The organism is Undibacterium sp. SXout20W, assembly GCF_049340285.1.
GTDB lineage: Bacteria > Pseudomonadota > Gammaproteobacteria > Burkholderiales > Burkholderiaceae_D > Undibacterium.
Genome location: NZ_JBMPPH010000050.1, coordinates 1 through 26,830, shown reverse-complemented (window position 1 = coordinate 26,830; position 26,830 = coordinate 1). Strand labels below are relative to the sequence as shown.

The following is a 26,830-nucleotide window of genomic DNA, read 5'->3' as shown; positions in this document are numbered from 1 at the left end:
TTGGGTGAGATGTGTGTAGTTCATTATGCAATTTCGACTGGCCGGTCAAAAAGGCACAAATGCTATCGCATCTTGCCCTCATTAACCGGTACCGTTCATAAATTGCACTTCATCCTAGAATTCGCCACTTATTTAATCGCAATTGTCAGTTCAATAGCTATATTTCAGCTCCGCATATGAGGTTCGTTGTGTGAAGGGGTGATACAGATAATATTTTTCATTGTTGAGATTATCGATACCTGCTGAAATACTCCATTGGCGATTAACCTGATAATGAACTCGTAAATCAGCAACAAAGAAGCTTTGGAAGCCTTGGTAAGTGGCTGGATTAATATCCATATTGTCTACCGTTGCGTACTGGCGTCCGGTATAACGGCCAGCCAGAGTAAATGCCCAATGCGCATCCGGACGGTAAGTCGCGATTAACGTTGAGCGCCAGTCTGGAACGTATGGCGTATGTTTCCCAACGGATGTTGCACCTGCGATTGTGGGTACGTACGAACTATTCGCCAAAATGACAGCGTCAACAAAAGTCACGCTTCCAGAGAGTTCGAGACCATTGATAAAAGCATTGTCTTTTTCCATAACCAGCTCTATCCCACGTTGACGTGTTTTGTCGACGTTTTGTGTGAAGGAAACTGGCGTCGGATAACCGGAAATAGTCGCCGTCTGGGAAATTAGCGCATTCGATACCAACTCACCAAACAAGGAAATACGAACGCGGCTTTCTTTCGTTTTGCGTTCGATCGCGAGTTCGGTAGAAGTGACATCTTCTGGCTTCAGATAGGGATTAGCTTGGGTGTATGTCGTACCTGTTTGAATATTTTGGTACAGTTCGCCAACCGTAGGAAAGCGTAATGCGCGACCAAGTGACTCTGAGACTTTCCACAACTCAGACGCCTTCCATGCGATGGTTGCCTTGGGCGAGAATCCATTGTGTGTGACGGTCGGTTGATGAACAGGGAATCCAGTACCGCTGCCTGATAAAGAGTAGTTATAACCATCGAATACTTTCCATTGCTCGTAGCGGCCACCGAGCGTTGCTAATAATGAAGGACTTACGCGCCATTCATCTTGTAGCCACAACGCTTCCGTTTTTGTTTTTCCGATTGAATTAGTATATAAAGCGCCCTCACCACCATTCAGCCAATCGCTAGTGTTGTAGGTTGGACTAATGAGTTTGAATTGATCGGCATGGACACCAAAACTCACTGTATGTGCGACCGGCCCCGATCCTGGTCGGTAGGTGGCTTTTGCATCAATTGTTGTCCAACCTGTTCCGCTCGCATCGCCGATGCGACCCGCGCCGGAGGTTAAGGCCGTAGGATAAAGTCCAGTGGATGATCGTGTCAGATCGGTCGCGTAATTAACATTGCTCAATACGGCATTCCAATCCCAGGCACCATTATTTTTGCTATCGAGCGATAAGCTTTGCATCCAGTGTTCTTGTTGCGTATTACTACTAGCGAACTGGCCACCAAGTGTCGCGGCGCTATATGAATATCCGCCGATATTCACGTTGCCACTTGCAGCACCGTAATAAGGTGCACCAGTGATGTCGCTTAAATAGGTTGAAGCTTGCGCGCTCGCAGAATTTTTCCAATAACCAAGCATATAACTGAGGCTGGTTTGTTGGCTAAAGTCATAGGCCAATTTCACTTTGGCGGTATCTTGGATTGTGTGATTAAGATTGCCAGCGCTGATAACTTGGATTGCGCCGCCAGTCCGGTTGAAATCAGCAGTCGAACCGTTGATCACTGGTAGGCCAGTGGTTGCGGTTTTACTTGACTGAGCGACGGTGCCAAAAGTAATTGGCTGACTAAAACTATCGAGGTGGTTTGCACTGATAAACCAGGAAAAAGCACCATGGCGATCGCCGATGGTTGCGTTCAAAGCGCCTGATTTATAGCTTTGGCTTGTACCGTATAAATCAAAATTTTGATTGGATACATTTATTTTTGCTGTCGCTTCAAACTGTTGCGGCATGCGAGTATTGAGTTGAATGACAGCACCGTACGAATTACCGGCGTATGCCGCTGAAAACGGTCCATACATGACATCGATACTGTCGATCTCCTCAGGCGATACCATGAACCATTGCGGTGATCCGTTGCCGTTGTTGTTATTCACCAAGCTCGAGAGCATTACGCCATCAGCGAAAATCAAGGTACGAGCGCTCGCGTTGAGCCCCGTCGTACGTGACGTGACGGGTTCTTGTGTATCACCGTTGAAGCGCTTGCGAACAAGTATGCTAGGGAAATATTTTAAGGTGTCTTCAACATTAATAACATTGGTCGTATCACTCAGTTGTTTTGATGTAACAGTTTCTATCGTTGCTGGCGATGTATTTGCACTTGCAGGATTTGGACTGCCGCTAACGATAACCGTATGCGTATCAGGTTCTGCACGATCCATATTTGCGCCATCGCAGTGGTTGCAAGGCAGGCCATGATAGCGCTGACCAGAGGGCGTAATGTCGGCCGCATGGCGATAGATTTTTTTGAAGATACATGTTCTGTGGTGACCAGAAATTTTTGGCTAGATTTTTTCATAATTTAATTCAAAGGCAGATCAAACGTAGAAATGCGCACAAGTTTTCATCATCTCGAATCGCTGTATTGGCGCGAGATGGTCGGATAAACAATAAGGAATGGGTGAAAGCGTTAGCTGTGAAGATTTACGATTGACGACATCGCTCAGCAAATATTGCAATTGCTAACGTTTAAGCGGCGTGCACACGTGGCGGTGCACGAGGTTGAGGGGTGAACCAAATGAAAAGCGGCGATGAAGATTGATAGAACGCTGGCGGGTAATGAAAACTTTCAGGTAGACGAAGAGGGAAGACTATTGCTGAAACTGGCAAAATAAATGTGCCAGCATGGCTAAAGCAATATTGACAATGAGCGAAATGCCAATGGGGTTTCTCAGGATAATCAGTGCCCTGTTGACTACGCTGATTGGCAGTTGTTAAAGTGTCGCTGGTGCTGCAGATTGTCTTCCAGCTTTGGTTTTTTTCGGTGAGTATTGCATTAGAAATCGCTGGCGCAAGTGTCAACATCAGCATGGCCAGAATGGCGATACTGATGGTTAAACGACGTAAAAATGCATTGCAGCGCATGGGATATCGACTCTGATGTATTAACTAAGAGAACAAAGTTCAATCTTTACATTGAGCGTTGAGATGACGAAGCTAACGATTGCTTCATTATGTCAACGCTGTATTGTCAGAACGAAACCTTGACACCAGCGGAAGCCGTATAACGTGGCGCTAACTGCACGCCCCGTACGTTTTGATAAACCGGTACTTGGATAAAGGTATATAAAGAAATTTTATCTGTGACCGTCGCAATCACTCCCGGGCTGGCATAAATCAACGTGCCGCCAGTGCTATTGGTATCGGCATTCGCGCCGGTATCATGTTGCACATATTTGGCATTCAATTGCAGCATCGGCTTAAAACTTTCAAAGCCGTTATAGCGCAAACCTGCATTGAGATTGATTCCCGTGCCTGGCTTATATTGGTCACTTGTCGTCAGTGCCGTTTGTACGATGGCCTGTGTAAAATACGCCCAATCTTCATTAAAACTGTCTGCATAAAACATGCCCAAAATCAGATCCGTCGTACCTGTTCCTGGTTCCAATCCACGGTCTATCGTAGCGACGCCAGGGCTAGTTGGGTCGGTTGAGATGCCAGTCAGAGTATGACTGCCGGTTGGCAATTTTGCGCCGAAGAGTACGCCGAATTGATGGTCTTCTGTAAAACCAAGATAACGACCTATGACTTTGACATCACCTATGCTCGACGTTTTTGAATCATATTGTCCGCCACCATCACCTGGCGTTGTCCCATCAGACGCCGTTCCTAATGTGCTGTGACTACGATTGATGTACGGCACAACCAGATTGACACCCCAGTTGCCGCCGCTGCTGTAATCGAGGCCAACGGTGACATAATTGTTTTTCGTAAATTTTTCTACTTCTTGTGAACCCGCGCTGTTCACTAACTGGCTGGCGATATTCGGGTTGATTGTACTGGTACCAGAGCGCAGTTGATTTTGATTTAAATAATCAACTCTGATATCTAGTTTGAATCCTGCCGGTCCAGTAGTACTTAAACCATCCCAATCGGAACTTAACGTACAACCGCAACTTGCGCACGCGTGGGCTAATGCAGGAAATAAAAGGGTAATACTCATTGCCAACAGGCTGACTTTTTTGATGTTCATAGTCGTTTTCATTTTTCAAAAAATACTTAGAAAATAAAGAATCAAGTTCTAAGACTTGAACCTGATTCGTAGTTACTTAAGTCAGATTAATGCTGATGCATGTGTTCGTGATCGCTGATTGGCAGGATATCCATTCCGGGCGCGGGGAATTTCAATGCATTTTTACTTTGCCCTTCTTGCGGAATTTGTACCCATTCGATACTTCCTTTTTCACATTGTTGCGTGACTTTGAAATACAGTTTTCCTGCCGAATCTGGTAACTTGACATGCATTGAAAACTCATCGTAATAGGCATCTGGTAATGTGCCACCCGACCAGACAATTTCACGTACATCACTACTAATGGTTTTTCCATGCGATGTATATGGCGTTGATAAAGTTTCGATTTTTGTTGATAGCTGCCAGCCCGCTTTGGGCATAGGTTTCGCACCGCTGACGTTTTCTGGAATGCTGACTCTGATCAAATTCGTCGAACTGCCGTCACAGCCGTGTCCTACCTTAAAAGTCAATTTTTGATACGAGCCTGCCGTCGCGGATGGTTGATCTAAGGTAATGTGTGCAAAGGCGAGCTGAGCGACAAATACAACAGCAATACCGACCGTTAATTGTTTTGTAAAGACTGAAAATTTCATGGTCAAACCTTTTAATATAGGAACTAGAAACTAGAAACTAGAAACTAGAAACGATGAATGAAGTCGTAAGGATTAGTGTTGATGGTCAGGCGTTGCGCTTTGGGTCAGCGGCTTTACAACGGCATTGACATGGACTGTTTCACGCTTCTTGTTCTTGTTTTCAAAAATCAACGTTAATGGAATCACATCGCCAACTTTAGCCTGGGCGTTTAAACCCATGAGCATCACATGATATCCACCTGGTTTTAATTCCACGGTCTTATTGGCTGTGAGGTCCAGTCCATTGACTTCACGCATTTTCATGACGTTATCGACCATTTCCATCTGATGTAATTCGGCCATAGACGCGGAGGTTGTTTGGATTTCGATTAAGCGTGTATCCTGCGGCGAATTTAATTGCATAAATGCGCCGGTGGCTTTTTGTTGTGCGACTGTTGCTCTGACCCACGCGTCAGAGACTTTCACTTGCGCTTGTGCAGAGAAAGTAGTGATGACTAATAAGCTGCTGAATAAAAATTGATGGACGATTTTCATGGAAAATTCCTTAGATTGATTGAGATTGAATTAATGCACGTAAGTCGGCGGCGCATTGCTCTGCGCTTTGTTCATGTTTTAATGCAAGACGTAGTTGGTTGCCACTGTCGTAGACGTAAGTGATTGCGGTGTGATCCATACTGTAGGAATCACCATTAGAGACCTTTTTAAAAAATATCCGAAAAGCTTTAGCGACTTCGATCGTTTGTTGCACACTGCCATATAAACCAAGAAACTCTGGATCGAAAGCACGCATGTACTCTGCAAGTAGTGGTTGCGTATCACGTTCAGGATCTAAGGTGATAAACAGTACTTGCAGCTTGTTGCGATCTGCACCGAGCTGTTGGCGAATAGCCAAAGCGCGAGTGAGTGCGGTAGGACAAATATCCTGACATTGTTTGTAGCCAAAAAACAGCAAGACGAATTTACCTTTGAATTGACTGAGGGTATATGCCTTACCATCATGTCCTGTCAGATGAAAGTCGTTGCCATAGTCAGCGCCCGTAATGTCAATGCCATTAAAGGCTATAGAGTGAGGTTTGCATGCGCTTAACGGCAGGCTAAAAATGCCTGACAAAGTTAGCATTGCCAATGTGGTGCGTCGTTTTTGTTCCATGTTCTGCTTTTGTTGCATGACCGAACTGAAAAAACTGTCCTGAATTGGTCAATGCTTGCTGGTACAAAAGCCGTTACAAATGATCAAGCGTGGTCAGACGAATTTTAGTGCTTCTGAAAAACGATTCAGAGGGTCACTACGTTCAATTGAACTGCGCTATGAATTTTAGTGAAACGGCGAGATTCTACTGTCTGGTAATCTGTTACTTGCAGATTATATTTGCTGATAACTCAGACAGCCGCTGGAGGCGCGCGAGCGTGAGCTGTGGCCCAGGAGAATAATGGTGATGGGGAATGATAAAACAGAGAAGGGTAGGCATCATGACCTTCAAACACGATAACCTGGATGCTGTCCGGCTGTGGCAATGCAAAACTACCTGCATGAGTAACACAGCATTGACAATGTTGCATATGATGCAGCACTGACTGTATAGGATCTTTAGTGGCTTGAAATTTTTCTAACGAAGGTGGCAAAGTAGTCTCAGATAAGAGCTTTGACCCTTGAGTCGTACAAATTTCTGCAAAGCCTGAAAACCCAGACTTTGTACTCATCATTTCAACTGCTTGAGAAATCGATGGCGCCAGCGCATTCAGCAGGATCGCACAACATGCGATCCAGATCTGCCACTGCCGAACATTTAAAAATTTTCTCATGCTGTCATTATAGCGAAGACTCGTCCAAATCGTTTGGATCTGTATCAATTTGAGTGGATTTATATAAATTTTACGTCAGTTCATTTGTGTCAATGTTGGCGGGTTGTATTCGTTTTACGAATTTAAATTCGATAAATTCGATAATTTCGATAATTTCAAGTAATACGACTTGAATCCTTCTCCCGCAAGCGGAAGAAGGGTAGGGATGAGCTTAGTTGGCGAGCGATTATATTAAAATGACAATAAAATAATGTTGGCTTACATTAAAATAATGTCATATTGCTCTTGATGAAACACAGTTTCGACTTGCAAAGAAATTGGTTTGCCGATGAAATCACCCAGCATGGTTAAATGCTGCGATTCTTCTTCGAGAAACATATCAACCACAATTTGTGAGGCCATGATACGGAATTCACGGGGGTTGAATTGTTTTGCTTCACGTAAAAGCTCACGCAAAATTTCATAGCAAATCGTTCGTGCAGTTTTGACTTGTCCTTTACCAGAGCAGGCAGGGCAGGTTTCGCACAAGATGTGTGCCAGCGATTCACGTGTACGTTTCCGCGTGACTTCAACCAGACCCAGGGCGGAGAAACCGGAGACCGATAATTTGGTTCGATCGCGGGATAGGGCTTTATTTAATTCTGCCAATACTGCTTCCTGATGTTCTACATTCTCCATATCGATAATATCGAGAATGATGATGCCGCCCAGATTACGTAAGCGCAGCTGACGAGCAATGGCGTGTGCAGCTTCCAGATTGGTTTTGAAGATCGTGTCATCAAAATTGCGTCCAGCAACAAAACTGCCGGTATTGACGTCGATTGTCGTCATCGCTTCTGTCTGATCGATGATCAGATAGCCGCCAGATTTAAGATCTACCCGGCGTCCCAACGCGCGTTCGATTTCTTCTTCGACACCGTAGAGATCAAATAGGGGACGCTCGCCGGTGTAGTGCTGCAGCTTCGGAATCACCGAAGGCATATATCGCGTCGCAAACTCTTGTAACATCAAGAAATTTTCGCGAGAATCGACCTGGATGCTGTCGGTTTCTTCATTCACAAAATCACGGAGCACACGTTGCGCCAGGTTTAGATCCTGATAGAGCAGGGTGGTGGGTGGCTGCGTTTTGGCTAGTTGCGTAATCGTTGACCAGGTGCGGCGTAGATAATCGACGTCGGCTTTCAGATCTTCGTCAGAGGCGTCCTCTGCCATGGTGCGAACGATGAAACCACCTTTTTCGTCGGGTTGTTGCAGGCTTTGGACTTTGTTGCGTAGTGCTTCACGTTCTTGTTCGTTCTCGATTTTTTGAGAAATCCCGATGTGTGAATCTTGTGGAAGATACACCAGCATCCGTCCGGCAATTGAAATCTGCGTAGAAAGTCGCGCACCTTTGGTGCCGATGGGATCTTTGATGACCTGCACCGTCACCGCCTGTCCATCGTACAGCAGTTTTTCGATAGGGGTCAGCGGGGTCGTTGCATTTCCTTCTGGAGCGCGGGCGTCCCAGATATCGGCAATATGCAGGAATGCAGCGCGTTCCAGACCGATATCGATAAACGCCGATTGCATGCCGGGTAGAACGCGGACGACTTTGCCCAGATAAATATTGCCCACTAAACCACGCGATAAGGTACGTTCAATGTGTAACTCTTGTACCGCGCCTTGAAAAATCAGGGCCACGCGGGTTTCTTGCGGTGTGATGTTGATGAGGAGGTTTTCGCTCATGAAATTCAGAAATTAAGGGATAAAAATTCCAGACTGACGTAACACTTTGCAAGTCTCAAATAACGGTAATCCCATGATGCCAGAATAACTGCCATTGATGTTGGAAATAAAGCGCGCCGCCCTACCTTGAATACCATATCCACCGGCTTTATCGTAGGGTTCGGTGGTTTCGCAATAGCTTTGTATCTGTGCCTGCGTCAGCGCCGCGAAGCTGACTTCAGAGGTGTGGGTGACTGATACCAGACCCTCTGCGTGTTGAACTGCGAGACTCGTGAGTACAAGATGGGTCCTACCCGCGAGTTGACTGAGCATTTGCATGGCTTCTTGTTGATTCGCAGGCTTACCGAGGATTTTTTGGTCGATGACGACGGTCGTGTCCGCTGCTAAGATCGGGCGCGGAATTAATTTGCGCATCTGCATCACTTTCCATGCCATGGCCGCTTTTTCCTGAGTTACACGGCTGACGTAATCGTAGGGTAGCTCATTGGGCAGCACAAGTTCCGAAACATCGGGGCCACGTGGTGCTGCATCTCGCAGTAAGAGTAAATCAAACTCTATCCCAACCTGGTGGAGCAATTCGCGACGACGAGGGCTTTTTGACGCCAGATAGATTTTATTTTCGTGGTGCATACAGACGATTGTTGATGAATTTATACCCGATGATACGGATGATTTTGTGTAATTGTCCAGGCACGATATAGCTGTTCAGCGAGGATGACCCGTACCATACCATGAGGCAAAGTGAGACTCGAGATCCGGATAAGCCCGTCTGCATTGGCTTTAAACCCTGCATCCAAGCCGTCTGCACCACCAATGACGAACACAACGTCGCGCCCATCCTGTTGCCAGTGGCTTAAATTTTGCGACAATGCAACGCTAGTCCAGTCTTTGCCACGCTCATCTAACGCAATGACACGCGCATTTTTGGGGATGACGGCTTCAATTTTAGCGCGTTCCAGCGCCATCACGGTTTCTGCGGTTTTGCTACCAGAACGTTCTATGGGTTTAATTTCTTTGAGATGGATACGAATTTCTGGCGGCATACGTTTTGCGTATTCCTGAAATGCAGTTTCTATCCATTCCGGCATTTTATGCCCTACAGCAGCGATAATGAGTTGCATGGCCTTGTTTAAGTGCTTTAAATGCTTGAGGTAATAACACAAAAAGGCAGATGGATAAGTGTCAGCCTATTCTGCGTGTGTTTACTACTCGTGCAAATGGCTGCACCAGGCAGCCATTTGTACGAGTTTTACTTAATTTTTACTTAATTTTTACTGAAGTTATGCTCATCGAGCATACCTTACTCTGCTACTTTTTTACGTGCCGGACGTTTTGCTGCGGCTTGTTTCGCTGAAGCGACGGCCGTTTTGGTTGCTGCTACTTTTACGCGTCCACCAGTTGGTATTTTTGCTGGTTTAACTGCGCTACCATCAGCCGCTTTGCGGGCGGCTGGTTTGCGTGCTGGTTTGGCGTCGCCATCAACTGTTTTTGTTGTACGAGGCTTGCGAGCTGGTTTCTTTTCATCATCCAGTGTCGTTTGGATCGCCATCATGTCATGTGTTACTTCTAATGGCGCCGCTTTGCCAGTAGTCTTGCGTGGTGCACGTTTTGGCTTTTCTGTATCTGCACTTGGTGCTTCTGGCGCAGTGCGCTTAGCGGTACGTTTTTCAGCGCCGAGTTTGATTGGCTTATCGCCCCACAACTCTTCAAGTCGATAGTAAGCGCGGATTGCTGGTTGCATGATGTGAACTACCATGTCTCCCAAATCGACCAGTACCCATTCGCCAGTGGTTTCGCCTTCAACACTGACGACTGTACCGCCATTTTCTTTGACTTTATCACGCACTGATGCAGCCAATGCTTTGGTTTGACGGTTGGACGTACCAGAAGCAACCAAGACGCGGTCAAATAAGCTGGTTAGATGGGTTGTGTCGAATAATTGAATTTCTTGACCCTTGACGTCTTCAAGTGCATCAACGACCAGGGTTTGTAATTTTTTAATATCCATATTTTCAGTAAATTGAATGTTGTTGTATGTAGTCTAGCACCTTGTGTGGGACTAGCAATCTCATTGTCGGGTTATGCTGTTTTAATTCGGTGCGCAGTTGGGTTGCGGACACATCAATTGCTAAGTCGGGTTCGATGGCAGTACCACCATGAGTTTGACGACGTAATTCTTGCGTCCCCATTAAGCGTGCTTGCCATTCTTTAGCAACTTCTTGTGACCTTATATTCAAACTATATCCGGGACGTGCCGCAACGCATAAATTGGCTACCTCGAATAAGTCACGCCATTGATACCAGGTGTGCAAATTCAACAATTGGTCTGCACCCATCGCAAAAATCAGCGATGTTTCTGTTCCAAGTTCTGCACGCAAGTGTCTGAGCGTATCAATGGTGTAACTGCTCTGCTGTCGTTCTGCGCGCTGGATTTCTTGCTCATCAATAATCAGTGGGCAGTCGGTCCAGCCTTCAAAAGCCAGTTTCAGCATGCTGACTCTTTGCTCTGATGTAGCCGTCAGAGCGGATTTTTGCCAAGGTTGTCCAGCAGGAATGAGTCGTAACTCATCTGGCTGGAGTTGGCGAGTCAGGCTGCTCGCTAATGCAACGTGTCCTATGTGCACCGGATCAAAACTGCCTCCGAGCACGAGCACACATCGCGATTTACTTGTCTTTAAACCCATTCCCTGTGCGCCAGAAAATCGGTTGCTAGTTTTGCTTCCGGGCTGTCAGCCACTGGTGTCCAGTTGTAGCGCCATTTCACAATCGGTGGCATGGACATCAATATGGATTCAGTCCGCCCTCCAGATTGCAGGCCGAAATGGGTTCCACGATCAAACACTAAATTGAATTCTACGTAACGTCCACGCCGATAAGCCTGGAAGTCACGTTCTTGTTCACCATAGACTAGTGTATGGCGCTTTTCAAGAATTGGTCGATATGCGGGAACAAATGCGTCGCCAACAGCTTTCGTCATGGCAAAGCTCGTCGCAAAATCGAGTTCATTAAAATCGTCATAAAAAATACCACCAACACCGCGTGCTTCTTTACGATGTTTGAGATAAAAATACTCATCACACCATTTTTTAAAACGCGGATGTAAGTCAGCGCCAAATGGCGATACCGCCTGTTTGCAGGTTTGGTGAAAATGTCTGGCATCCTCTTCAAAGCCATAATAGGGCGTTAAATCCATGCCGCCACCAAACCACCAAACTGGCTCTTGTCCTTCGGCATGCGTAATAAAAAAGCGGACATTCATGTGCACCGTTGGCGCATATGGGTTGCGCGGGTGCAACACCAGCGATACGCCCATTGCTTCCCATTTTCTCCCGGCTAACTCAGGGCGGCTGGCCGCTGCGGAAGGGGGCAAATTGCTGCCCATCACATGAGAAAAATTAACGCCACCGCGTTCAAAGACATTGCCTTCTTCAATAACGCGAGAAATTCCACCACCGCCTTCAGGGCGATCCCAGCTATCTGTCAAAAATTGCTTGCCGTCGACTTCTTCAAGTGCGGCCACAATGTTTGCCTGTAGTGATAAAAAGTAAGTCTTAACAGCTTGTGTATCGGTCATTCAGTTGCCTTCTTTAAAAAGCAAGACGGGCTAGACAGTGTCCAGCCCTATATTTGATTTTACAGGACTTGAGCGATTACGCCCATTAATGTTAAACCCTAGTGCTTTCGGTTAAGTGCACGCCAGCCAATGTCGTGGCGGTATTGCGCGCCATCAAAGTGAATTTTTTCAACCACATCATAAGCATGTTTTTGTGCCAATTTGACCGTGTCACCTAAGCCGACGACACATAAAACACGACCGCCATTGGACAGCAAGGTTTTTTCGTTCAAGACTGTGCCAGCATGGAAAGTTACGCTGTCAGTTGTTTCCGCAGGAATGCCAGTGATTTTATCACCCTTGCGTGGCGCATCTGGATAACCTGCTGCAGCCATCACGACGCCCATTGCTGTTCGTCGATCCCATTCGAGCTCAACGGTATCGAGCGTTCCATTGACTGCATGTTCCATCACATGCAATAAATCTGTTTTCAATCGTGCCATGATAGGCTGCGTTTCAGGATCGCCCATGCGACAATTGAATTCCAGAGTTTTCGGATTGCCATGTTCATCAATCATTAATCCGGCATACAAGAAACCTGTGAAGACGATACCGTCTTTCGCCATTCCTTGCACTGTCGGATCGATGATTTCGCGCATAACTCGTGCGTGCAATTGCGGTGTGACGATCGGTGCCGGGGAGTAAGCGCCCATGCCGCCTGTATTTGGGCCTTCGTCATGATCGAGCAGACGTTTGTGATCTTGACTTGTCGCTAATGGCAAAATATTTTTACCATCCACCATCACGATAAAGCTCGCTTCTTCTCCAACCAGAAATTCTTCGATGACAACGCGTGCACCGGCATCGCCAAGTTTGTTATCAGAAAGCATCATGTCGACGGCCTGATGTGCTTCTTCCAAGGTCATTGCGACGACGACACCTTTGCCTGCTGCTAAGCCATCGGCCTTAATGACAATCGGCGCACCTTTAACAGCGATGTAATCATGTGCTGCTTGTAAATCGGAAAAAGTTTGGTATTCTGCCGTCGGAATTGCATGCTTTTTCATGAAAGCTTTAGCAAAATCTTTAGAGCTTTCCAATTGCGCTGCTTCTTTGGTCGGGCCGAAAATTTTCAGTCCGCGATCACGGAAAATATTGACAATGCCAGCTGCCAAAGGAACTTCCGGGCCAACGACAGTCAATCCAATATGTTCTTGCTCAACAAAGTCAGCGAGAGCGGACGGATCAGTAATATTGACATTTTTGAGTCGAATATCGGTGGCTGTTCCGCCATTTCCTGGTGCGACAAAAATAGTTTGTACGCGTTCGGATTGTGCTAATTTCCAGGCAAGTGCATGTTCACGGCCGCCCGAGCCGACAACGAGAATTTTCATATTATTCTTCTACGATGGCGTTGGTATAAATTTCTTGTACGTCGTCCAGATTTTCCAGCGCGTCGAGCAATTTTTGCATTTTAATTGCGTCTTCACCAGTGAAGACGGTTTCGGCGTCTGGTTTCATTAATACTTCAGCAACTTCTGGTTTGAAGCCTGCCGCCTCTAACGCACTGCGAATATCTGACAAGCTGAATGGTGCGCATAAAACTTCGATGCCACCTTCGTCGTCCGTAATCACATCGTCAGCACCAGCCTCCAAGGCCGCTTCCATTAAGGCGTCTTCGTTAGTGCCGGGAGCAAACAACATTTGACCGCAATGCTTAAACATGAATGCCACGGAACCTTCTGTGCCCATGTTGCCGCCGTATTTATTGAATGCATGGCGCACTTCAGCCACAGTGCGTACGCGATTATCAGTCATGCAATCAACGATCAGGGCAGCGCCGCCGATACCATAGCCTTCATAGCGGACTTCTTCGTAATTTGCTCCCTCCAACGTACCGGCGCCACGCTGAATTGCGCGGGTAACGTTTTCTTTTGGCATGTTGGCATCTGCTGCCTTATCAACGGCGAGACGCAAGCGCGGATTGGAGTCAACATCTTCGCCGCCCATTCGGGCTGCGACGGTAATTTCTTTAATCAGACGGGTCCAAATTTTGCCGCGTTTTGCATCAGTCGCTGCTTTTTTATGCTTAATATTGGCCCATTTACTATGTCCTGCCATGATCGCTCTTTCCTGAATCGGCAACAATGCTCCCTTAGGGTGGCAGTTTTGCCTGGCTTAGTTTGATATTGAAGAGCGGCATTTTACCATATTGGTACTGCAGAAATTCTTGAAATCGATTGCAGTAGATTTACATGCCCGGCTCTGCTCGCTACAAATAGTATAAAAGCAAGCATTTATCTGAGGGCACCAGAACAGATGGCGAATAAATCTGGGTGCGAGGGATATCAATCACGCGCTTGGCGGAATGATCGTCAAAAGGGCTTATGAATAGGGCTTATGAATCGGGCTTCTAAACAGGGCTTATGAATCGGGCTTATAAATCGTGCTTATAAATCGTGCTTATATCGAGTTGGAATTGACGATTGTATTGCTTTTTAATAAGCGCTGAAAAATACGCTGTATTTCATTTTCTTCTTTAGCGACCGATGTCGGTGTGAGCCGAATCGATGGTGCCGGTTGTTCTTTGTTTGCCAATGTCGGACGAGAAAGGCTTTTGTCACAAAAATCTGTGCGTGGTGAGTAGAGGTGCATGTAGGGTGGCTCCAGGTAGCGGGAATGCGAGCAAGCTTGTCTCTACAATTGGCGGTAACGTCGTGTGCCACTGAAACAATCTGCCCAGGTGTTTAAAAAAACAAAGTTTAAGCAAATATTTATTACTTAATCGTTAAGTAAAGTCACATTTAATTGATTTTATGGACACAAAATGTGAGTGATTGTTACTTTTTTTCTTCGCAGAAATTTAACAATGTATTTTGTAGAGAATTTTAACAAAAATATTATTATTATAACGAAGATAAATCAAAATTCGTAGCTTTAAATATGGCCTTACAATAGTGGGCATGAACTCACTACCATCAACTACTTTTCAACGTCAGCACTATCTGGGCGGATTGCTGATTGCCTTAACTGGTGCCATTTTATTTTCTACAAAAGCGATCGTTGCGAAGCTTATTTATCGTTATCACGTCGATGCGGTCACCTTAATTACTTTCAGGATGGCATTTTCATTGCCTATCTTTGCGGGGATTGCAGTTTGGCAAATGAAGAAGAATGACCCGCTTCCCAGAAAAGATGTGTTGCGATTAATAGTCTTAGGCTTAATTGGCTATTATCTGTCTTCGTTTTTAGATTTTTTAGGCCTGCAATACATTTCGGCAGGGCTAGAACGGTTAATTTTATTTTTGACACCCTCTTTTGTCTTGCTCATGTCCGCGACATTTTTAAAGCGAAAGGTAACTCCGCTAGAATGGGCTGCACTGTTAGTCAGCTACGCTGGCATCATCTTGGTTTTTTTGCATGATTTGAAATTTGGTGGCGAAAATGTCTTATTGGGGTCAGCGATGGTGTTGGGTGCTGCGGTCTCGTACGCGCTCTACTTGATTCAATCGGGTCAATTAGTCTCTAAAGTCGGATCGATGCGCTTGGTGTCCTACGCGATGTGTGTCTCGAGCTTTGCTTGTATATCTCAATTCTTTGTTTTACGGCCTGTTTCCATGCTCTTGCAACCAGCAGGGGTATATTGGCTTTCTCTCATCAATGCCGTGTTTTGTACTGTGCTTCCGGTGTTCATGACTATGATCGCCGTCAAAAGAATTGGCGCTGCAACTGCTTCTCAAGCGGGTATGATCGGTCCCGTATCTACCTTGTTTTTAGGTGCTTTTTTTCTGAATGAACCAATTACTGCCTGGCAATTAGGTGGTACTACTTTAGTGATTAGTGGGATGTACTTATTATCAAAAAAGAAAATTTAGGAGATTGATATGGTTAAAGCAGTAAGAATGCATGTCACCGGCGGTCCCGAGGTGATGGTCTATGAAGATGTTGATCTTGGAAAACCTGGGCCAGGAGAGGTACTGGTAAGACACAAAGCTTGCGGTTTGAACTATATCGACGTTTATTTTAGAACTGGACTCTATCCCCAGCAGCTACCTGCTGGTTTAGGCATGGAGGGGGCTGGCGTGGTAGAGGCAATTGGTGATGGGGTCACTTATGTTTCCGTGGGTGATCGCGTTGCTTATGCCGGGAGGCCGATTGGTGCGTATTCAGAAGCGCGGATTATGCCAGCAGACAACCTGGTTCGCCTTCCTGCAACTATTTCTTTTGAAACTGCTGCTGCGATGATGCTGCAAGGGCTTACGGTGCAATATCTGTTTCACAGAACCTTTCCTTTGAAAGGTGGTGAAACGATATTATTTCACGCCGCCGCCGGTGGCGTAGGACTGATAGCGTGCCAATGGGCGCGCGCTATCGGCGTGACGATCATCGGTACGGTAGGATCTGATGAGAAAGCGGCGCTTGCTAAGGAGCACGGCTGTACGCATGTCATTAACTACAATACCGAAAATTTTGTTGAGCGCGTCAAAGAAATCACCGGCGGTAAAGGCGTACCAGTTGTGTATGATTCGATTGGTAAGGATACTTTTATCGGATCATTAGATTGCCTGGCGCCTTTGGGAATGATGGTCAGCTTTGGCAATGCGTCCGGCCCCGTGCCCGCATTCAGTCTAAATGAACTCGCGTCGCGCGGTTCTTTGTTTATTACTCGTCCTAGCTTGATGAGTTACACCGCTAAACGGCAGGATTTAGAAACGATGGCGGCGCATCTTTTTTCCATGGTTGAAAGTGGAAAAGTGAAGATAGACATTCGTCAACGCTATCCGTTGAGTGAGGTAGCGCAAGCACATCGCGACCTTGAAGCGCGAAAAACAACAGGTTCTACATTATTAATTCCTTAGGGCAAAAAAAATGGCTCAAAATAACGCCGATTTACCAACTGGTCCTAATGCGAGTCCAAAATTTGGTCGTCTACTCATTGTTTTGGCTCTGGCCGTCATGCTTATCGTCCTAGTGACATTTGCAAGTGAAGCGTATTACACCTCATAAGCTATTTTTGAGGCGGTTGAATAGTTTTTGCCTTGGTGAATTTGAACAATTTGGCGAACTATTTTGAATTGAAAATGAAAATGATCCTGGTACTGGTACTGGTATTGTTGATTGTGATGATTTTAGGTAGTTAGTGAGTGATCGTTTTTCTGGTCACTGTATGGTGACTTGCTTAGTTTCTTCGTTGGCGTGAAAAATTGAAGCATGGTTTTTTGAATTTGTTGATGGGTATTTTAAAAATCGAGTCATGGACACCATCCCTCTAAATACTGCGAAAAAAAGTGAGTTTTCCAGCTCAAGCCGCTTACTCTTGTTGCAGAGCCTGGTACCCATTGCGACCAATCTTGTTTCGTCGCAAGTTGACGCATTTGCCTCGCGATTGACGCAGGCTTTGTTTGTTGTATCTGATCAGACCGTGCGTCCTGAAGAGGCTGCAAGCAGTTTTTTAGCGTACCAATTATTAAAGCGCAATCAAACCAGTTTTTATAAAATACTGACGTCGCAAGTCAATGCTGTGTTGACCAAAGAAGTTAGCATCGTCAATACCAGAACTAAAAATAAAACCCACGCTGAAAATCAAGATATTTCACTCGTTAGTTTTGAAGAGATGGAAAACAAGGTTTTGACGACGAACCTTAGCAATGCCTTAGAAGTCAACAATGCAGACCAGCTGGTGGCCTTGAATATCCGGATTGGTCATGTTCTCCGACGAACACCGATCAGTGTCTCACAAAATCCATTTCGACCAGAATTGTTTGTGACTGCGGTGATTCAGGCGTGGCAGGAATTTGAGACGAATAAAGAGACGCAAAATTTGGTTCTGCGTTTGTTGCAACCCGATTCATTTTTACATCTTGACAGTGTGTATCGCGGTCTCAATGATGCGTTGGTTGAACGCGGAATTTTGGCAGATATCGAGAGCGCAAAACGCGAAGATAAAAAACGCTTCACGAGAACACGGCTTAATGATCTTGAAATACAAGATCCATATCTCGAAAATAAACTGCGCAATATTTTTTCTACTGCAAAATACGTGGAGAAAAAAGAGCCAGAAGTATCGATTAATTCTACACACGCCGCAGATCACGAGTACGATTTAGCGCAAGGACGGGCGTACCTCGGCGATAAAAATACGTGGTCAGACGCGCCAATTGGAGAAAATTCTGCTGCTAAACCAGAAACCATCACGATAGATCGGGAATTTTTTGACTATCTGACTGGCTTGCAGAGAACGAAAGTGGTAGACGAAGCGCATCCGGATCGTCTGCACTTGCGCCAGATTTCTCAGCACGCGTCGGTTGGTGAGCTGACGCATATCGATCAAAATACGATTGAATTGCTTGCCCGGATTTTTGATTATGTCTTTAGCGATCCAAGCATTCCCATCGAAATTAAAAATTTAATCGGACAGTTGCAAATCCCGACACTAAAAGTTGCGTTGATGGATAAAGATTTTTTCTTTAAAGATAGTCATCCGGCGCGTGTTTTGATCGATACGTTGGCAAAGTCTAGTGTTTTTTTTAGTGGCGATGCGAGTCCCGAAGATCCGTTATTCCAAATGATTGAGGGCATTGTTGAAAAAGTTCAACAGGATTTTGATCAGCAAATTGACTTATTTTCTGATGTGGTTGCTGACCTCGAAGCATTTCTTAAAGAGGAAGAGCAAAGCGCCGAACAGTCTATTGTAGAGCCGGTTGCATTGGCTTTAAAGCAAGAAAAAATGCGGTTGGCACGTGAGTTTGCTGAAAATGATGTGGCGATGCGTGTTGAAACCGGTGAAGTCGCAGGATTTCTAGAGGAATTTTTGTTGGACCAATGGATTCGGATTTTGACCATCGCGCACAACGTTAAAGATGAAAAGCCGAACGCCTTAGAAAATGCGCTGCGGACAATGGATGATTTGATCTGGAGCTTGAAACCGAAGAATAGCTCGGAAGAACGCAAAGAGTTGGTCAGTAAATTACCTGCAATGCTGACTTTACTCAATGCGTGGTTAAACGCGATCAAATGGGATGAACCGGATCGTGTATTATTTTTTTCTAAACTGGCAGAGCGACACGCAGCAATTGCCAGAGCTCCCTTGGAGCTATCACCAAGGCGTCAGTTAGAAATTGCCGTTAATATTGCGCAAAGAGCAAGTGAAAAGCGTTTGAACCGTCACGCTCAAGATCAACATGTGTATATTCCTGACGATTGCGTGCAAATGGTAGAACAGATGGAGCGAGGTGTCTGGGTGGATTTTACGACCTCGGCAGGAGTAACTACGCGCTTTAAACTGGCCTGGGTGAGTCCAAAGCGAACGCGTTATATTTTTACGAATCGTCAAGGACATGATTCGTTTTCAATTTCTAGCGAGGAGTTGATTGCGCAACTTAGAAGTGGTGGCGCGGTACTCATCACAGCTGGGTCTGTCGTGGATCGCGCGTTAGTCGAAGCTTTACGCGACCCACCGGCATAGTCTTTTCTTATTTTTTTGTATTGGTCAGCGGCAGTTCTACAGTGGTAGTACTGCCATTTTTGCCAGGAAAACCTTGCAGTGCGCTTTCTATCAGGTAAGGCATTTGCTTCGAAATTTCCGGGTCAGGTTGTTCACTGCTGACTCTGATCGAGGCTAATTTTTTATTGTCACCAAAGTCACTGATATTGATTTCTAACTGGTGTAGATAATAACGGATTGCATTGGCATCGATCGGTCCCAGCATACGACGGCCAAAATAAGGACCATACGGACCATAGTAGTAAGGGCTTCTGAAATGCATTCCCCAGAAAGGATCGTACATGGCTGGATGCAAGGGACCAGTAAATTGCACTTCACTCAGTGTCGTCGCGTATTGCATGCCGATTTTTAAAGCTGGTGTCGCACCAGCAGTGATTTCTTTGAATCCGTGCAAGCCTAGTTGTGTTCTTAATTCCTCTTCATAAAATTTATATTCAGGATCATTCTCTTGGGTCGGTTGGCGTTCCAAAATATACGATTTATCTTGTTTGTTTTCTGGCCATTCATGGAATACACTCACCTGGCTACTATAGGTGGTGGCACATCCTGTCAGCAACATGCTGAACGCTAAAACTGCGGTGAATAAATAACGTTTCATTGCAACTCCTTATAAAAATGAGTGCTCAGGCTGCTTCTGGCGTAGATCTGAAGCGTAACGAGCCTGAAACAAGACTAAGCTTAGGCAGACATCCTGACGCCGTGGGGCTATTTATTGTTGATGTGTAAAGTCAGGCATCATTGTCGCCATTTTACGTATCGCAAACATAGAATATTGTGCACGTAATGACTACTATCATAAGACTATTTAATGCCGACTCTATGTCGGCTTGTAACTTTTTGATCAAGAATTTACATATTAGTTCCGACGATTTATGTTGGTAATCGACTGTTGTTCAACGCACAACTATCCATTCCCGGCGTATTTCACTGCCGCTTTTTTGCCAATAATTGAAATTCCAAGCTTGAAGTTCCCTTTACGTGGAAAATTAGCGTTTAAATCAGCAATCTTGCGCAGGTTTTACGCTCAGGACGTGATGACTTGGTAAAATAGTGGTCTGAACAAGGTTCATGAGACTTTGGTATAGGATTGACGCAAAATTGGCCTGCTGGTATCAAACCGCATTCATAACAGTTTGCCGTAAGTCCTGTGATATTCACCTTTTGAAAAGACATCATCCAATGCGTAACGATATCGCGATTACACCACCAACCATTTTCCGTAAAGACTATATTGCTCCTGGCTACTGGGTTGATACCGTAGAAATGGGCTTTGATCTGGATTTGCAAGAAACGCATGTTGCTACACGCATTACGATGCGTCGTAACCACGATAGTGCCGAAAAGGATTTGGTGTTGTTCGGTGCCTCACTTAAGCTTTTGCAATTGCGCTTGAATGGCGTTAATTTGAAAAAATCCGCCTATACGATCGATGGTGAAGTAATGCGCATTCCAAATGCGCCTGACGAAGTCACTTTGGAAATCGAAACACTGATTAACCCTTTGAAGAATACCTCGCTATCCGGCTTGTACGCGTCTAACGGTAATTTTATTACTCAATGCGAGGCTGAAGGCTTCCGCAAAATTACCTGGTTCCCGGATCGTCCAGATGTGATGGCGAAATATACTGTCATGCTGCGCGCGAATAAGAAAAAATTCCCTATTTTGCTCGGCAATGGCAATCTGATTGAAGAGGGAGATCTGGGCGACGGCCGTCATTATGCGAAATGGGAAGATCCTTTCAAAAAGCCTTCTTACTTGTTTGCGCTGGTCGCAGGTAAATTGGTCTGTCAAGAGGAGAGTTATACGCTTAAATCTGGTCGTTCCGTATTATTGCAAGTCTGGGTTGAGGACGGTAATCTGGATAAAACACAACATGCAATGGATTCGCTCAAAAATAGCATCCGTTGGGATGAAGATCGTTTTGGACTGGAACTTGATTTAGATCGTTTTATGATCGTTGCAACCAGTGATTTCAATATGGGGGCGATGGAAAACAAAGGCTTGAATATTTTCAATACCAAATACGTATTGGCTAATTCACGCATCGCAACCGATGTCGATTATGCCGGTATTGAATCTGTCGTCGGACACGAATATTTCCACAACTGGACTGGCAATCGCGTCACGTGCCGTGATTGGTTTCAATTGTCTTTAAAAGAAGGCTTGACCGTCTTCCGCGATCAGGAATTTTCAGCCGATCTAGTTGGTACGACGACAGGTCGCGCAGTGAAACGTATTGAAGATGTTCGCGTTTTACGACAAGTCCAGTTTTCAGAGGATGCGGGGCCGATGGCACATCCAGTGCGTCCTGACTCTTTTGTTGAAATCAACAATTTTTACACAGTGACGATCTATGAAAAAGGATCTGAAGTGGTACGTATGTACTACACCTTGCTTGGTCACGATGGATTCCGTAAAGGCATGGATTTGTATTTTGCTCGCCATGATGGACAAGCTGTGGAATGCGATGATTTCCGTGCTGCGATGGCCGATTCGAGTGGACGTGATTTGACGCAATTCGAACGTTGGTATAGCCAATCTGGAACGCCACGTGTCAAGGCTGAATCTGCCTACAACGCTGAATCTCAGACCTATACTTTAACTTTGACTCAATCCTGTCCGGCTACTCCAGGTCAGGCTGAGAAATTGCCTTTCCATATTCCTGTAGCAATGGGCTTATTGGACAATGAGGGTAAAGATATTGCACTCAATAGCGATGGTTATCCAGTATTGGCAGGTGCGACGAACCTGATATTAGAATTGACAGAAGCAAGCCAGACTTTTACTTTTACTGGCGTCACTTCCAAACCAGTTCCATCCTTATTGCGTAATTTCTCTGCACCAGTCATCTTAGATATTGAATACTCCGATGAAGAGCTCGGTCTTTTGCTCGCTCACGATAGCGATCCGTTCAATCGTTGGGAAGCTGGACAACGATTGGCAACACGTCGTTTGGTTAAATTGACCAAAGCAGTACAAGTAGGTGAAACTTTGGAATTGGACAGCATGTTCATTGAAGCCTTACGAGCTACGTTAGTGAATGCAGATTTAGACCCATCGTTCCGCGAGTTAGTACTGACTTTGCCATCAGAAGCCATGATTGCAGAAGAATTTGACGTCGTTGATCCGCAAGCGATTCATACCGCACGCCAGTTTGTGCGCGCCACCTTGACGCAACATTTGCGTGCTGAATTGTTGAATGCTTATGAAGCTAATTTGACGCCCGGTCAATACTCACCAGACGCAGGATCGATGGCGAAGCGTGCACTGAAAAATCTGGCATTGTCTTATTTGTCAGCGTGGTCTGATGCAAGTACGTTCGATCTCGCTAAAACGCAATTCGATGAAGCTGAAAACATGACCGACCGCCTGGCTGCATTGGCAGCGTTGACCAATTTCCACGGCGATTCGGCGCAGCAAAAATCAGCCGCTGAATCTTTGAAGAAATTCTATAAAGATTTCAAAAAAGAAGCACTGGTCATCGACAAATGGTTCATGTTGCAAGCGACTGCGCATACCACTGATGTTGCTAAAATTCGTGAACTGATGGAGCACAAAGCATTTACTTTGAGTAATCCAAACCGTGCGCGTAGCTTGACCTTTAGCTTCTGCAATGCGAATCCATCTCGTTTCCATGCGGCTGACAGTAGCGGTTACGCGTTGTGGGCAGAATTGGTGATTGCTCTGAATAAAATTAATCCACAAGTGGCGGCGCGTCTGGCACGTAGTCTCGATCGTTGGAAAAAATATCCGTTGCATTTGCAAGAACACATGAAGCAAGCTTTAGAAAAAGTCGCTGCAACGAAGAAGCTGTCAAAAGACGTTGCCGAAGTCATTGGTAAAGCCTTGGCTGCCTGATGTAAGACGCAAGGTTAGAAAGAAATAAGGGTCTCGCCGCTTGTTCGAGAACAAGCATCATGCTGGTTATGATGCAAGCGGCGGGGCATAGCATATGAAATTTTTTAATAAAGGAATGGTATGAAACGTGTCAGTCTGACGCAGTATCTGGTCGAAGAGCAGCGCTTGAATAACTCTATCCCCGCCGAGTTACGTTTATTGATAGAGGTCGTCGCGCGTGCTTGTAAAACCATCAGCCATGCCGTTGGTAAGGGGGCTCTTGGCGAGGTCTTAGGTACTGCTGGCAGCGAAAATATCCAGGGCGAAGTACAAAAGAAACTAGATATTTTGTCCAATGAAATTCTGTTGGAAGCGAACGAGTGGGGCGGTCATCTGGCAGCGATGGCATCAGAAGAGATGGAAACGATCCATCAAATTCCAAATCGTTATCCTAAGGGCGAATACATGTTGTTGTTCGATCCATTGGATGGCTCGAGTAATATTGATGTAAACGTTTCTATCGGTACCATTTTTTCCGTGTTAAAAGCGCCTGATGGCATGGCTGCGCCAACCGAGCAAGATTTCTTGCAGCCTGGTAGCAAGCAAGTTGCAGCGGGCTATGCCGTGTATGGCCCGCAAACCGTGTTAGTGCTGACGACAGGCAATGGTGTTAATTGCTTTACGCTGGATCGTGAAATGGGGTCATGGGTACTGACCCAGCGTGGCATGCAAATTCCGGAAGATACTAAAGAATTTGCTATTAACGCATCCAATACCCGTCATTGGTATCCACCAGTCACAAAGTATGTAGATGAAATGTTAGCGGGGTCAACAGGCCCACGTGGCAAAGAATTTAATATGCGCTGGATTGCCTCAATGGTGGCTGACGTGCATCGTATTTTGAATCGTGGTGGTGTATTTATGTATCCTGCTGACAAGCGTGAACCAGACAAAGCAGGTAAGTTACGATTGATGTATGAAGCAAATCCTATGTCCTTTATCGTTGAACAAGCGGGTGGTGCATCCACGAATGGTAAGCAACGGATGTTAGACATTCAGCCGACGGCTTTGCACCAACGTGTTGCCGTGTTCTTAGGTTCGAAAAATGAAGTAGAACGCGTCACGCAATATCATCAGGAATAATCCGGATACGGATTTATTTCAATGAGTACAAAAAAACCGCGATCTTTCGCGGTTTTTTTATCTACTGGGTTGTTGATTTACAGATCGCTACGAGCTGCATTTTTATTCATGAACAATAAGCGTCCACCAATCGCTTTGTCGATATTGTTCATGGCTTTTTTCATCGCATCGTATTCTTCTGGCGCACACCATGCCTTGGTCGATGTAGAGCCCCAAGTGCGGTTCACGCTATATGTATTTCCGTGGCGCTGATAAACTGCATCGAAGAAAACGTCTCCTTCTTTGATGTGAACATCTTTAGGTACGAATAACACTTTTAATTCTGGCGCCAGATTGATTTCTACCTCATCTTCGATGGCAAAAGCATCGCATTTGAAATCAGATTTTCTGTTTTTCTCTGTAAAGCGGCGCAGGACGCTATCTGCTGCAATCGGGCCTTGCAGTGCGACGTAAAAGTTGATTGTGCTCGCTTCCGGCTGGGATATAAAATTACTGACTTTTTCAGTATAGCGATATGATAACTTGAGTGGGTCATCAGAAGGCAGAGCCTTGAATTCAGACGTTCCATGCATGCCAAAATTAGCCAAAGTTTTGCGCGCCCAATCACTTTCTTTCCCGGGGCCTATACCGTCGAGGAAAGTCTTCACGGATACCGCGGCCAACCCATATCCAGTAATGTCCGTCGTGCGAATGGCTGAGCCATCAACTGCCAGATCGATTTTGATCTGACGGTGCATTTTAAATCCGCCAGTAGAAATCGGTGGCGTCTGACTCACTTCTTTAAAATTTTTGGTCACTAAAACCGCGTGACTCGTATCCATTTCCGGTAATAAGCCGTAAGGTGTTTGATCCGAGGTGGAATCCAGAAATAAATTCAAACTTGGTACATAGTTAATTGCATGATTGAAGTTAAAGACCGGAATCGGCAACATCGTGTAAGCGTCGGTGTTGGCATTGATCAAAACTTGCGAGGCTGGGATGCCACTCGCTTCGAGCAATGCTTCTAAAATCGTTGCATGGTCTTTGCAGTCGCCATAACGCTTTTCTAAAATGGTTTTAGTGTCATTTGGAACAAAACCACCATCGCCGATATAACTGGCAACATAGCGGATATTCCTTCGTACCCAGTCGTAGATTGCTTTTGCTTTATCTGAATCACCGGGTTGACCTTGAACTAAGCTTGCTGCTAATGCCTGTACCTCTGGCGTTATGCGGGCTTTTTCTGAAGCGCCAATCTGGTAAGCATCAGCGATGGCTTTCAAGTCTTTAAAGCTACTGACCATGATATACGGTGTTTGACGCCAGGCATTCACCATATCCGGATCACCGATTTTGGTATCCTTGCTTTGATGTGTCCATTTAATGGTATGCATCCCGTTTGAAATTCTGTCTTCAGTTTTATCAAACTCATTGCTCGCAATGTGCAATGGCATATTCTCCGGATAATGAAGCGAATAGGAGGTGTTATCGCGGATAACCTCGCGGTTATAGTATGCACTGTGCGAGTCGCCACCTGGTAAGTCAAGCTTGGTTTGCTTTTGACGATAGTGCAGGTGTATGGCATCTCCGGGTGATAGCTTAGAAAACGTAATCTGATAGAGTTTTCTGTGTGGATAGGAAACACCGCCCAGCATACCATCTTGCAATTTAATATCGGATGCTGGCACTTTGATTTTTTCGCCATTTGCTTTTATTGTTTCTGCTTCTAAAATCTCAAGTGCTTGCTTATCCTGATCAAAACTCAGATATTGCTGACCCAATCCACTCGCACCTTGTTGATCAACTCCACGCCAGATAAATTCTTCATCCATGACGCTGGTACTATCAGCATTGATAGTGAGATCGGTGTGCTCAAACAATGAGCGGAAATGGCCTTCACCAGCAGCGTTGACGACAGTTGGAAGAGAAAATAGTGAAAAAATACCTAGTGCGATCAGATTTTTATATTTAAACATTGGCTAAGCTTGATTGGTCGAGTCAGGGAACGGTGCAGGCAGTATCGCGATCAATGATTTCAAGGAATTGCAGTAAGACGAATCTCAATAAATAATATACAAAGTCAGTATATCTGTCTTTTAGTTTGATATCAATATTGCAATTTAATTCTTGTCTCGCCATGTACAAAAGGCTTATCACGATGTTCTCGTTGATAAGCCCCTGGTCAAATCAAATTGATGATTTCTATGCGAATGATAAATTTTGCTTAAAATTGTTTGCTTAAAATTGTTTGCTTAAAAATTCTTACTTTAATTTTTACTTAAAATTAAACATATTTTAAAACGCGAGTTCAATTTTGAAGTGCAAGCGTATTTTTGAAGAATACCTGATTGTGTGTAAGGTATCCTAACCTTTTTCTTGGTCGATTATTCAGTCTATTCATGGCGTGATCAATCTCCTGTTGTGTAAT

General features: G+C 45.3%; 24 protein-coding genes and 1 pseudogene. 6 read left to right on the top strand and 19 right to left on the bottom strand.

The window, feature by feature from the left end:
- Window positions 1-150: 150 nt before the first annotated feature.
- The 16 genes from ACO0K1_RS17730 to ACO0K1_RS17655 form a co-directional block, all read right to left on the bottom strand.
- On the bottom strand, window positions 151-2,415 hold the full coding sequence (locus ACO0K1_RS17730; RefSeq protein ID WP_423028133.1) for a TonB-dependent receptor: 2,265 nt from the start codon (window positions 2,413-2,415) through the stop codon (window positions 151-153).
- A 307-nt stretch (window positions 2,416-2,722) separates the two neighbouring features.
- Window positions 2,723-3,118 (bottom strand): DUF2946 domain-containing protein, encoded by a 396-nt coding sequence (locus ACO0K1_RS17725; RefSeq protein WP_423028131.1) that lies wholly within the window; start codon window positions 3,116-3,118, stop codon window positions 2,723-2,725.
- A 106-nt stretch (window positions 3,119-3,224) separates the two neighbouring features.
- Window positions 3,225-4,226, bottom strand: coding sequence for a TonB-dependent receptor (locus tag ACO0K1_RS17720; RefSeq protein WP_423028129.1), 1,002 nt, complete (start codon window positions 4,224-4,226; stop codon window positions 3,225-3,227).
- 86 nt (window positions 4,227-4,312) lie between these two features.
- Window positions 4,313-4,858 (bottom strand): YcnI family protein, encoded by a 546-nt coding sequence (locus ACO0K1_RS17715; protein WP_423028127.1) that lies wholly within the window; start codon window positions 4,856-4,858, stop codon window positions 4,313-4,315.
- Window positions 4,859-4,930: 72 nt separating this feature from the next.
- The gene (locus ACO0K1_RS17710; protein WP_423028125.1) at window positions 4,931-5,392 is read right to left on the bottom strand and encodes a copper chaperone PCu(A)C; all 462 of its coding nucleotides are present in this window, start codon (window positions 5,390-5,392) and stop codon (window positions 4,931-4,933) included.
- 10 nt (window positions 5,393-5,402) lie between these two features.
- The gene (locus tag ACO0K1_RS17705; RefSeq protein WP_423028123.1) at window positions 5,403-6,026 is read right to left on the bottom strand and encodes an SCO family protein; all 624 of its coding nucleotides are present in this window, start codon (window positions 6,024-6,026) and stop codon (window positions 5,403-5,405) included.
- A 212-nt stretch (window positions 6,027-6,238) separates the two neighbouring features.
- On the bottom strand, window positions 6,239-6,661 hold the full coding sequence (locus tag ACO0K1_RS17700) for a DUF2946 domain-containing protein (protein WP_423028121.1): 423 nt from the start codon (window positions 6,659-6,661) through the stop codon (window positions 6,239-6,241).
- 258 nt (window positions 6,662-6,919) lie between these two features.
- The gene (gene rng, locus ACO0K1_RS17695; protein ID WP_423028119.1) at window positions 6,920-8,386 is read right to left on the bottom strand and encodes a ribonuclease G; all 1,467 of its coding nucleotides are present in this window, start codon (window positions 8,384-8,386) and stop codon (window positions 6,920-6,922) included.
- Between the two features lie 12 nt (window positions 8,387-8,398).
- A complete protein-coding gene (locus tag ACO0K1_RS17690; protein WP_423028117.1) occupies window positions 8,399-9,016 on the bottom strand; it encodes a Maf family protein in 618 nt (205 codons plus the stop codon).
- A gap of 20 nt (window positions 9,017-9,036) precedes the next feature.
- Entirely contained in the window at window positions 9,037-9,507 is a 471-nt protein-coding gene (rlmH, locus tag ACO0K1_RS17685; RefSeq protein WP_423028115.1) for a 23S rRNA (pseudouridine(1915)-N(3))-methyltransferase RlmH, read from the bottom strand.
- A 179-nt stretch (window positions 9,508-9,686) separates the two neighbouring features.
- The gene (gene rsfS / locus ACO0K1_RS17680) at window positions 9,687-10,394 is read right to left on the bottom strand and encodes a ribosome silencing factor (RefSeq protein WP_423028113.1); all 708 of its coding nucleotides are present in this window, start codon (window positions 10,392-10,394) and stop codon (window positions 9,687-9,689) included.
- Window positions 10,395-10,398: 4 nt separating this feature from the next.
- Window positions 10,399-11,070 (bottom strand): nicotinate-nucleotide adenylyltransferase, encoded by a 672-nt coding sequence (gene nadD, locus ACO0K1_RS17675; protein ID WP_423028111.1) that lies wholly within the window; start codon window positions 11,068-11,070, stop codon window positions 10,399-10,401.
- Complete coding sequence (gene hemF, locus ACO0K1_RS17670) at window positions 11,061-11,960, bottom strand: oxygen-dependent coproporphyrinogen oxidase (protein ID WP_423028109.1); 900 nt, start codon at window positions 11,958-11,960, stop codon at window positions 11,061-11,063. Before hemF ends, nadD begins: the two co-directional genes overlap by 10 nt.
- Before the next feature lie 98 nt (window positions 11,961-12,058).
- Window positions 12,059-13,333: a phosphoribosylamine--glycine ligase gene (gene purD / locus ACO0K1_RS17665; RefSeq protein WP_423028107.1), complete on the bottom strand. Its 1,275-nt coding sequence runs from the start codon at window positions 13,331-13,333 to the stop codon at window positions 12,059-12,061.
- 1 nt (window position 13,334) lies between these two features.
- On the bottom strand, window positions 13,335-14,060 hold the full coding sequence (locus ACO0K1_RS17660) for a YebC/PmpR family DNA-binding transcriptional regulator (protein ID WP_422999874.1): 726 nt from the start codon (window positions 14,058-14,060) through the stop codon (window positions 13,335-13,337).
- Between the two features lie 342 nt (window positions 14,061-14,402).
- Entirely contained in the window at window positions 14,403-14,594 is a 192-nt protein-coding gene (locus ACO0K1_RS17655) for a hypothetical protein (RefSeq protein WP_423028105.1), read from the bottom strand.
- A gap of 308 nt (window positions 14,595-14,902) precedes the next feature.
- Between ACO0K1_RS17655 and ACO0K1_RS17650 the strand changes: the two genes are divergently transcribed.
- The 4 genes from ACO0K1_RS17650 (at window position 14,903) to ACO0K1_RS17635 (ending at window position 19,404) form a co-directional block, all read left to right on the top strand.
- On the top strand, window positions 14,903-15,814 hold the full coding sequence (locus tag ACO0K1_RS17650; protein ID WP_423028103.1) for a DMT family transporter: 912 nt from the start codon (window positions 14,903-14,905) through the stop codon (window positions 15,812-15,814).
- Window positions 15,815-15,823: 9 nt separating this feature from the next.
- Window positions 15,824-16,798 (top strand): quinone oxidoreductase family protein, encoded by a 975-nt coding sequence (locus ACO0K1_RS17645; protein ID WP_423028101.1) that lies wholly within the window; start codon window positions 15,824-15,826, stop codon window positions 16,796-16,798.
- Window positions 16,799-16,808: 10 nt separating this feature from the next.
- Window positions 16,809-16,946, top strand: a complete 138-nt coding sequence (locus ACO0K1_RS17640; protein WP_423028099.1) for a hypothetical protein — start codon at window positions 16,809-16,811, stop codon at window positions 16,944-16,946.
- Between the two features lie 247 nt (window positions 16,947-17,193).
- Complete coding sequence (locus ACO0K1_RS17635; RefSeq protein WP_423028097.1) at window positions 17,194-19,404, top strand: DUF1631 family protein; 2,211 nt, start codon at window positions 17,194-17,196, stop codon at window positions 19,402-19,404.
- Between the two features lie 7 nt (window positions 19,405-19,411).
- On the opposite strand, the gene ACO0K1_RS17630 is transcribed toward ACO0K1_RS17635, so the two are convergent.
- Window positions 19,412-20,041, bottom strand: a complete 630-nt coding sequence (locus tag ACO0K1_RS17630; protein WP_423028095.1) for a DUF4136 domain-containing protein — start codon at window positions 20,039-20,041, stop codon at window positions 19,412-19,414.
- 581 nt (window positions 20,042-20,622) lie between these two features.
- Here ACO0K1_RS17630 and pepN point away from each other — a divergent pair.
- Together pepN and ACO0K1_RS17620 are read left to right on the top strand one after the other, a co-directional pair.
- A complete protein-coding gene (pepN, locus tag ACO0K1_RS17625; protein ID WP_423028093.1) occupies window positions 20,623-23,301 on the top strand; it encodes an aminopeptidase N in 2,679 nt (892 codons plus the stop codon).
- Window positions 23,302-23,421: 120 nt separating this feature from the next.
- On the top strand, window positions 23,422-24,423 hold the full coding sequence (locus ACO0K1_RS17620) for a class 1 fructose-bisphosphatase (RefSeq protein ID WP_423028091.1): 1,002 nt from the start codon (window positions 23,422-23,424) through the stop codon (window positions 24,421-24,423).
- A 77-nt stretch (window positions 24,424-24,500) separates the two neighbouring features.
- Here the strand turns inward: ACO0K1_RS17620 and ACO0K1_RS17615 are convergent, their stop codons facing one another.
- Window positions 24,501-26,378: a DUF3857 domain-containing transglutaminase family protein gene (locus tag ACO0K1_RS17615; protein ID WP_423028089.1), complete on the bottom strand. Its 1,878-nt coding sequence runs from the start codon at window positions 26,376-26,378 to the stop codon at window positions 24,501-24,503.
- Between the two features lie 332 nt (window positions 26,379-26,710).
- Window positions 26,711-26,830: pseudogene (locus ACO0K1_RS17610) on the bottom strand (IS30 family transposase); the annotation flags it as partial.

Bases quoted from the DNA above. Each gene is read 5' to 3' on its own strand.
- ACO0K1_RS17730 (WP_423028133.1), bottom strand. From the start codon at position 2,415: ATGGATCGTGCAGAACCTGATACGCATACGGTTATCGTTAGCGGCAGT.
- ACO0K1_RS17725 (WP_423028131.1), bottom strand. From the start codon at position 3,118: ATGCGCTGCAATGCATTTTTACGTCGTTTAACCATCAGTATCGCCATT.
- ACO0K1_RS17720 (WP_423028129.1), bottom strand. From the start codon at position 4,226: ATGAACATCAAAAAAGTCAGCCTGTTGGCAATGAGTATTACCCTTTTA.
- ACO0K1_RS17715 (WP_423028127.1), bottom strand. From the start codon at position 4,858: ATGAAATTTTCAGTCTTTACAAAACAATTAACGGTCGGTATTGCTGTT.
- ACO0K1_RS17710 (WP_423028125.1), bottom strand. From the start codon at position 5,392: ATGAAAATCGTCCATCAATTTTTATTCAGCAGCTTATTAGTCATCACT.
- ACO0K1_RS17705 (WP_423028123.1), bottom strand. From the start codon at position 6,026: ATGCAACAAAAGCAGAACATGGAACAAAAACGACGCACCACATTGGCA.
- ACO0K1_RS17700 (WP_423028121.1), bottom strand. From the start codon at position 6,661: ATGAGAAAATTTTTAAATGTTCGGCAGTGGCAGATCTGGATCGCATGT.
- rng (WP_423028119.1), bottom strand. From the start codon at position 8,386: ATGAGCGAAAACCTCCTCATCAACATCACACCGCAAGAAACCCGCGTG.
- ACO0K1_RS17690 (WP_423028117.1), bottom strand. From the start codon at position 9,016: ATGCACCACGAAAATAAAATCTATCTGGCGTCAAAAAGCCCTCGTCGT.
- rlmH (WP_423028115.1), bottom strand. From the start codon at position 9,507: ATGCAACTCATTATCGCTGCTGTAGGGCATAAAATGCCGGAATGGATA.
- rsfS (WP_423028113.1), bottom strand. From the start codon at position 10,394: ATGGATATTAAAAAATTACAAACCCTGGTCGTTGATGCACTTGAAGAC.
- nadD (WP_423028111.1), bottom strand. From the start codon at position 11,070: ATGGGTTTAAAGACAAGTAAATCGCGATGTGTGCTCGTGCTCGGAGGC.
- hemF (WP_423028109.1), bottom strand. From the start codon at position 11,960: ATGACCGATACACAAGCTGTTAAGACTTACTTTTTATCACTACAGGCA.
- purD (WP_423028107.1), bottom strand. From the start codon at position 13,333: ATGAAAATTCTCGTTGTCGGCTCGGGCGGCCGTGAACATGCACTTGCC.
- ACO0K1_RS17660 (WP_422999874.1), bottom strand. From the start codon at position 14,060: ATGGCAGGACATAGTAAATGGGCCAATATTAAGCATAAAAAAGCAGCG.
- ACO0K1_RS17655 (WP_423028105.1), bottom strand. From the start codon at position 14,594: ATGCACCTCTACTCACCACGCACAGATTTTTGTGACAAAAGCCTTTCT.
- ACO0K1_RS17650 (WP_423028103.1), top strand. From the start codon at position 14,903: ATGAACTCACTACCATCAACTACTTTTCAACGTCAGCACTATCTGGGC.
- ACO0K1_RS17645 (WP_423028101.1), top strand. From the start codon at position 15,824: ATGGTTAAAGCAGTAAGAATGCATGTCACCGGCGGTCCCGAGGTGATG.
- ACO0K1_RS17640 (WP_423028099.1), top strand. From the start codon at position 16,809: ATGGCTCAAAATAACGCCGATTTACCAACTGGTCCTAATGCGAGTCCA.
- ACO0K1_RS17635 (WP_423028097.1), top strand. From the start codon at position 17,194: ATGGACACCATCCCTCTAAATACTGCGAAAAAAAGTGAGTTTTCCAGC.
- ACO0K1_RS17630 (WP_423028095.1), bottom strand. From the start codon at position 20,041: ATGAAACGTTATTTATTCACCGCAGTTTTAGCGTTCAGCATGTTGCTG.
- pepN (WP_423028093.1), top strand. From the start codon at position 20,623: ATGCGTAACGATATCGCGATTACACCACCAACCATTTTCCGTAAAGAC.
- ACO0K1_RS17620 (WP_423028091.1), top strand. From the start codon at position 23,422: ATGAAACGTGTCAGTCTGACGCAGTATCTGGTCGAAGAGCAGCGCTTG.
- ACO0K1_RS17615 (WP_423028089.1), bottom strand. From the start codon at position 26,378: ATGTTTAAATATAAAAATCTGATCGCACTAGGTATTTTTTCACTATTT.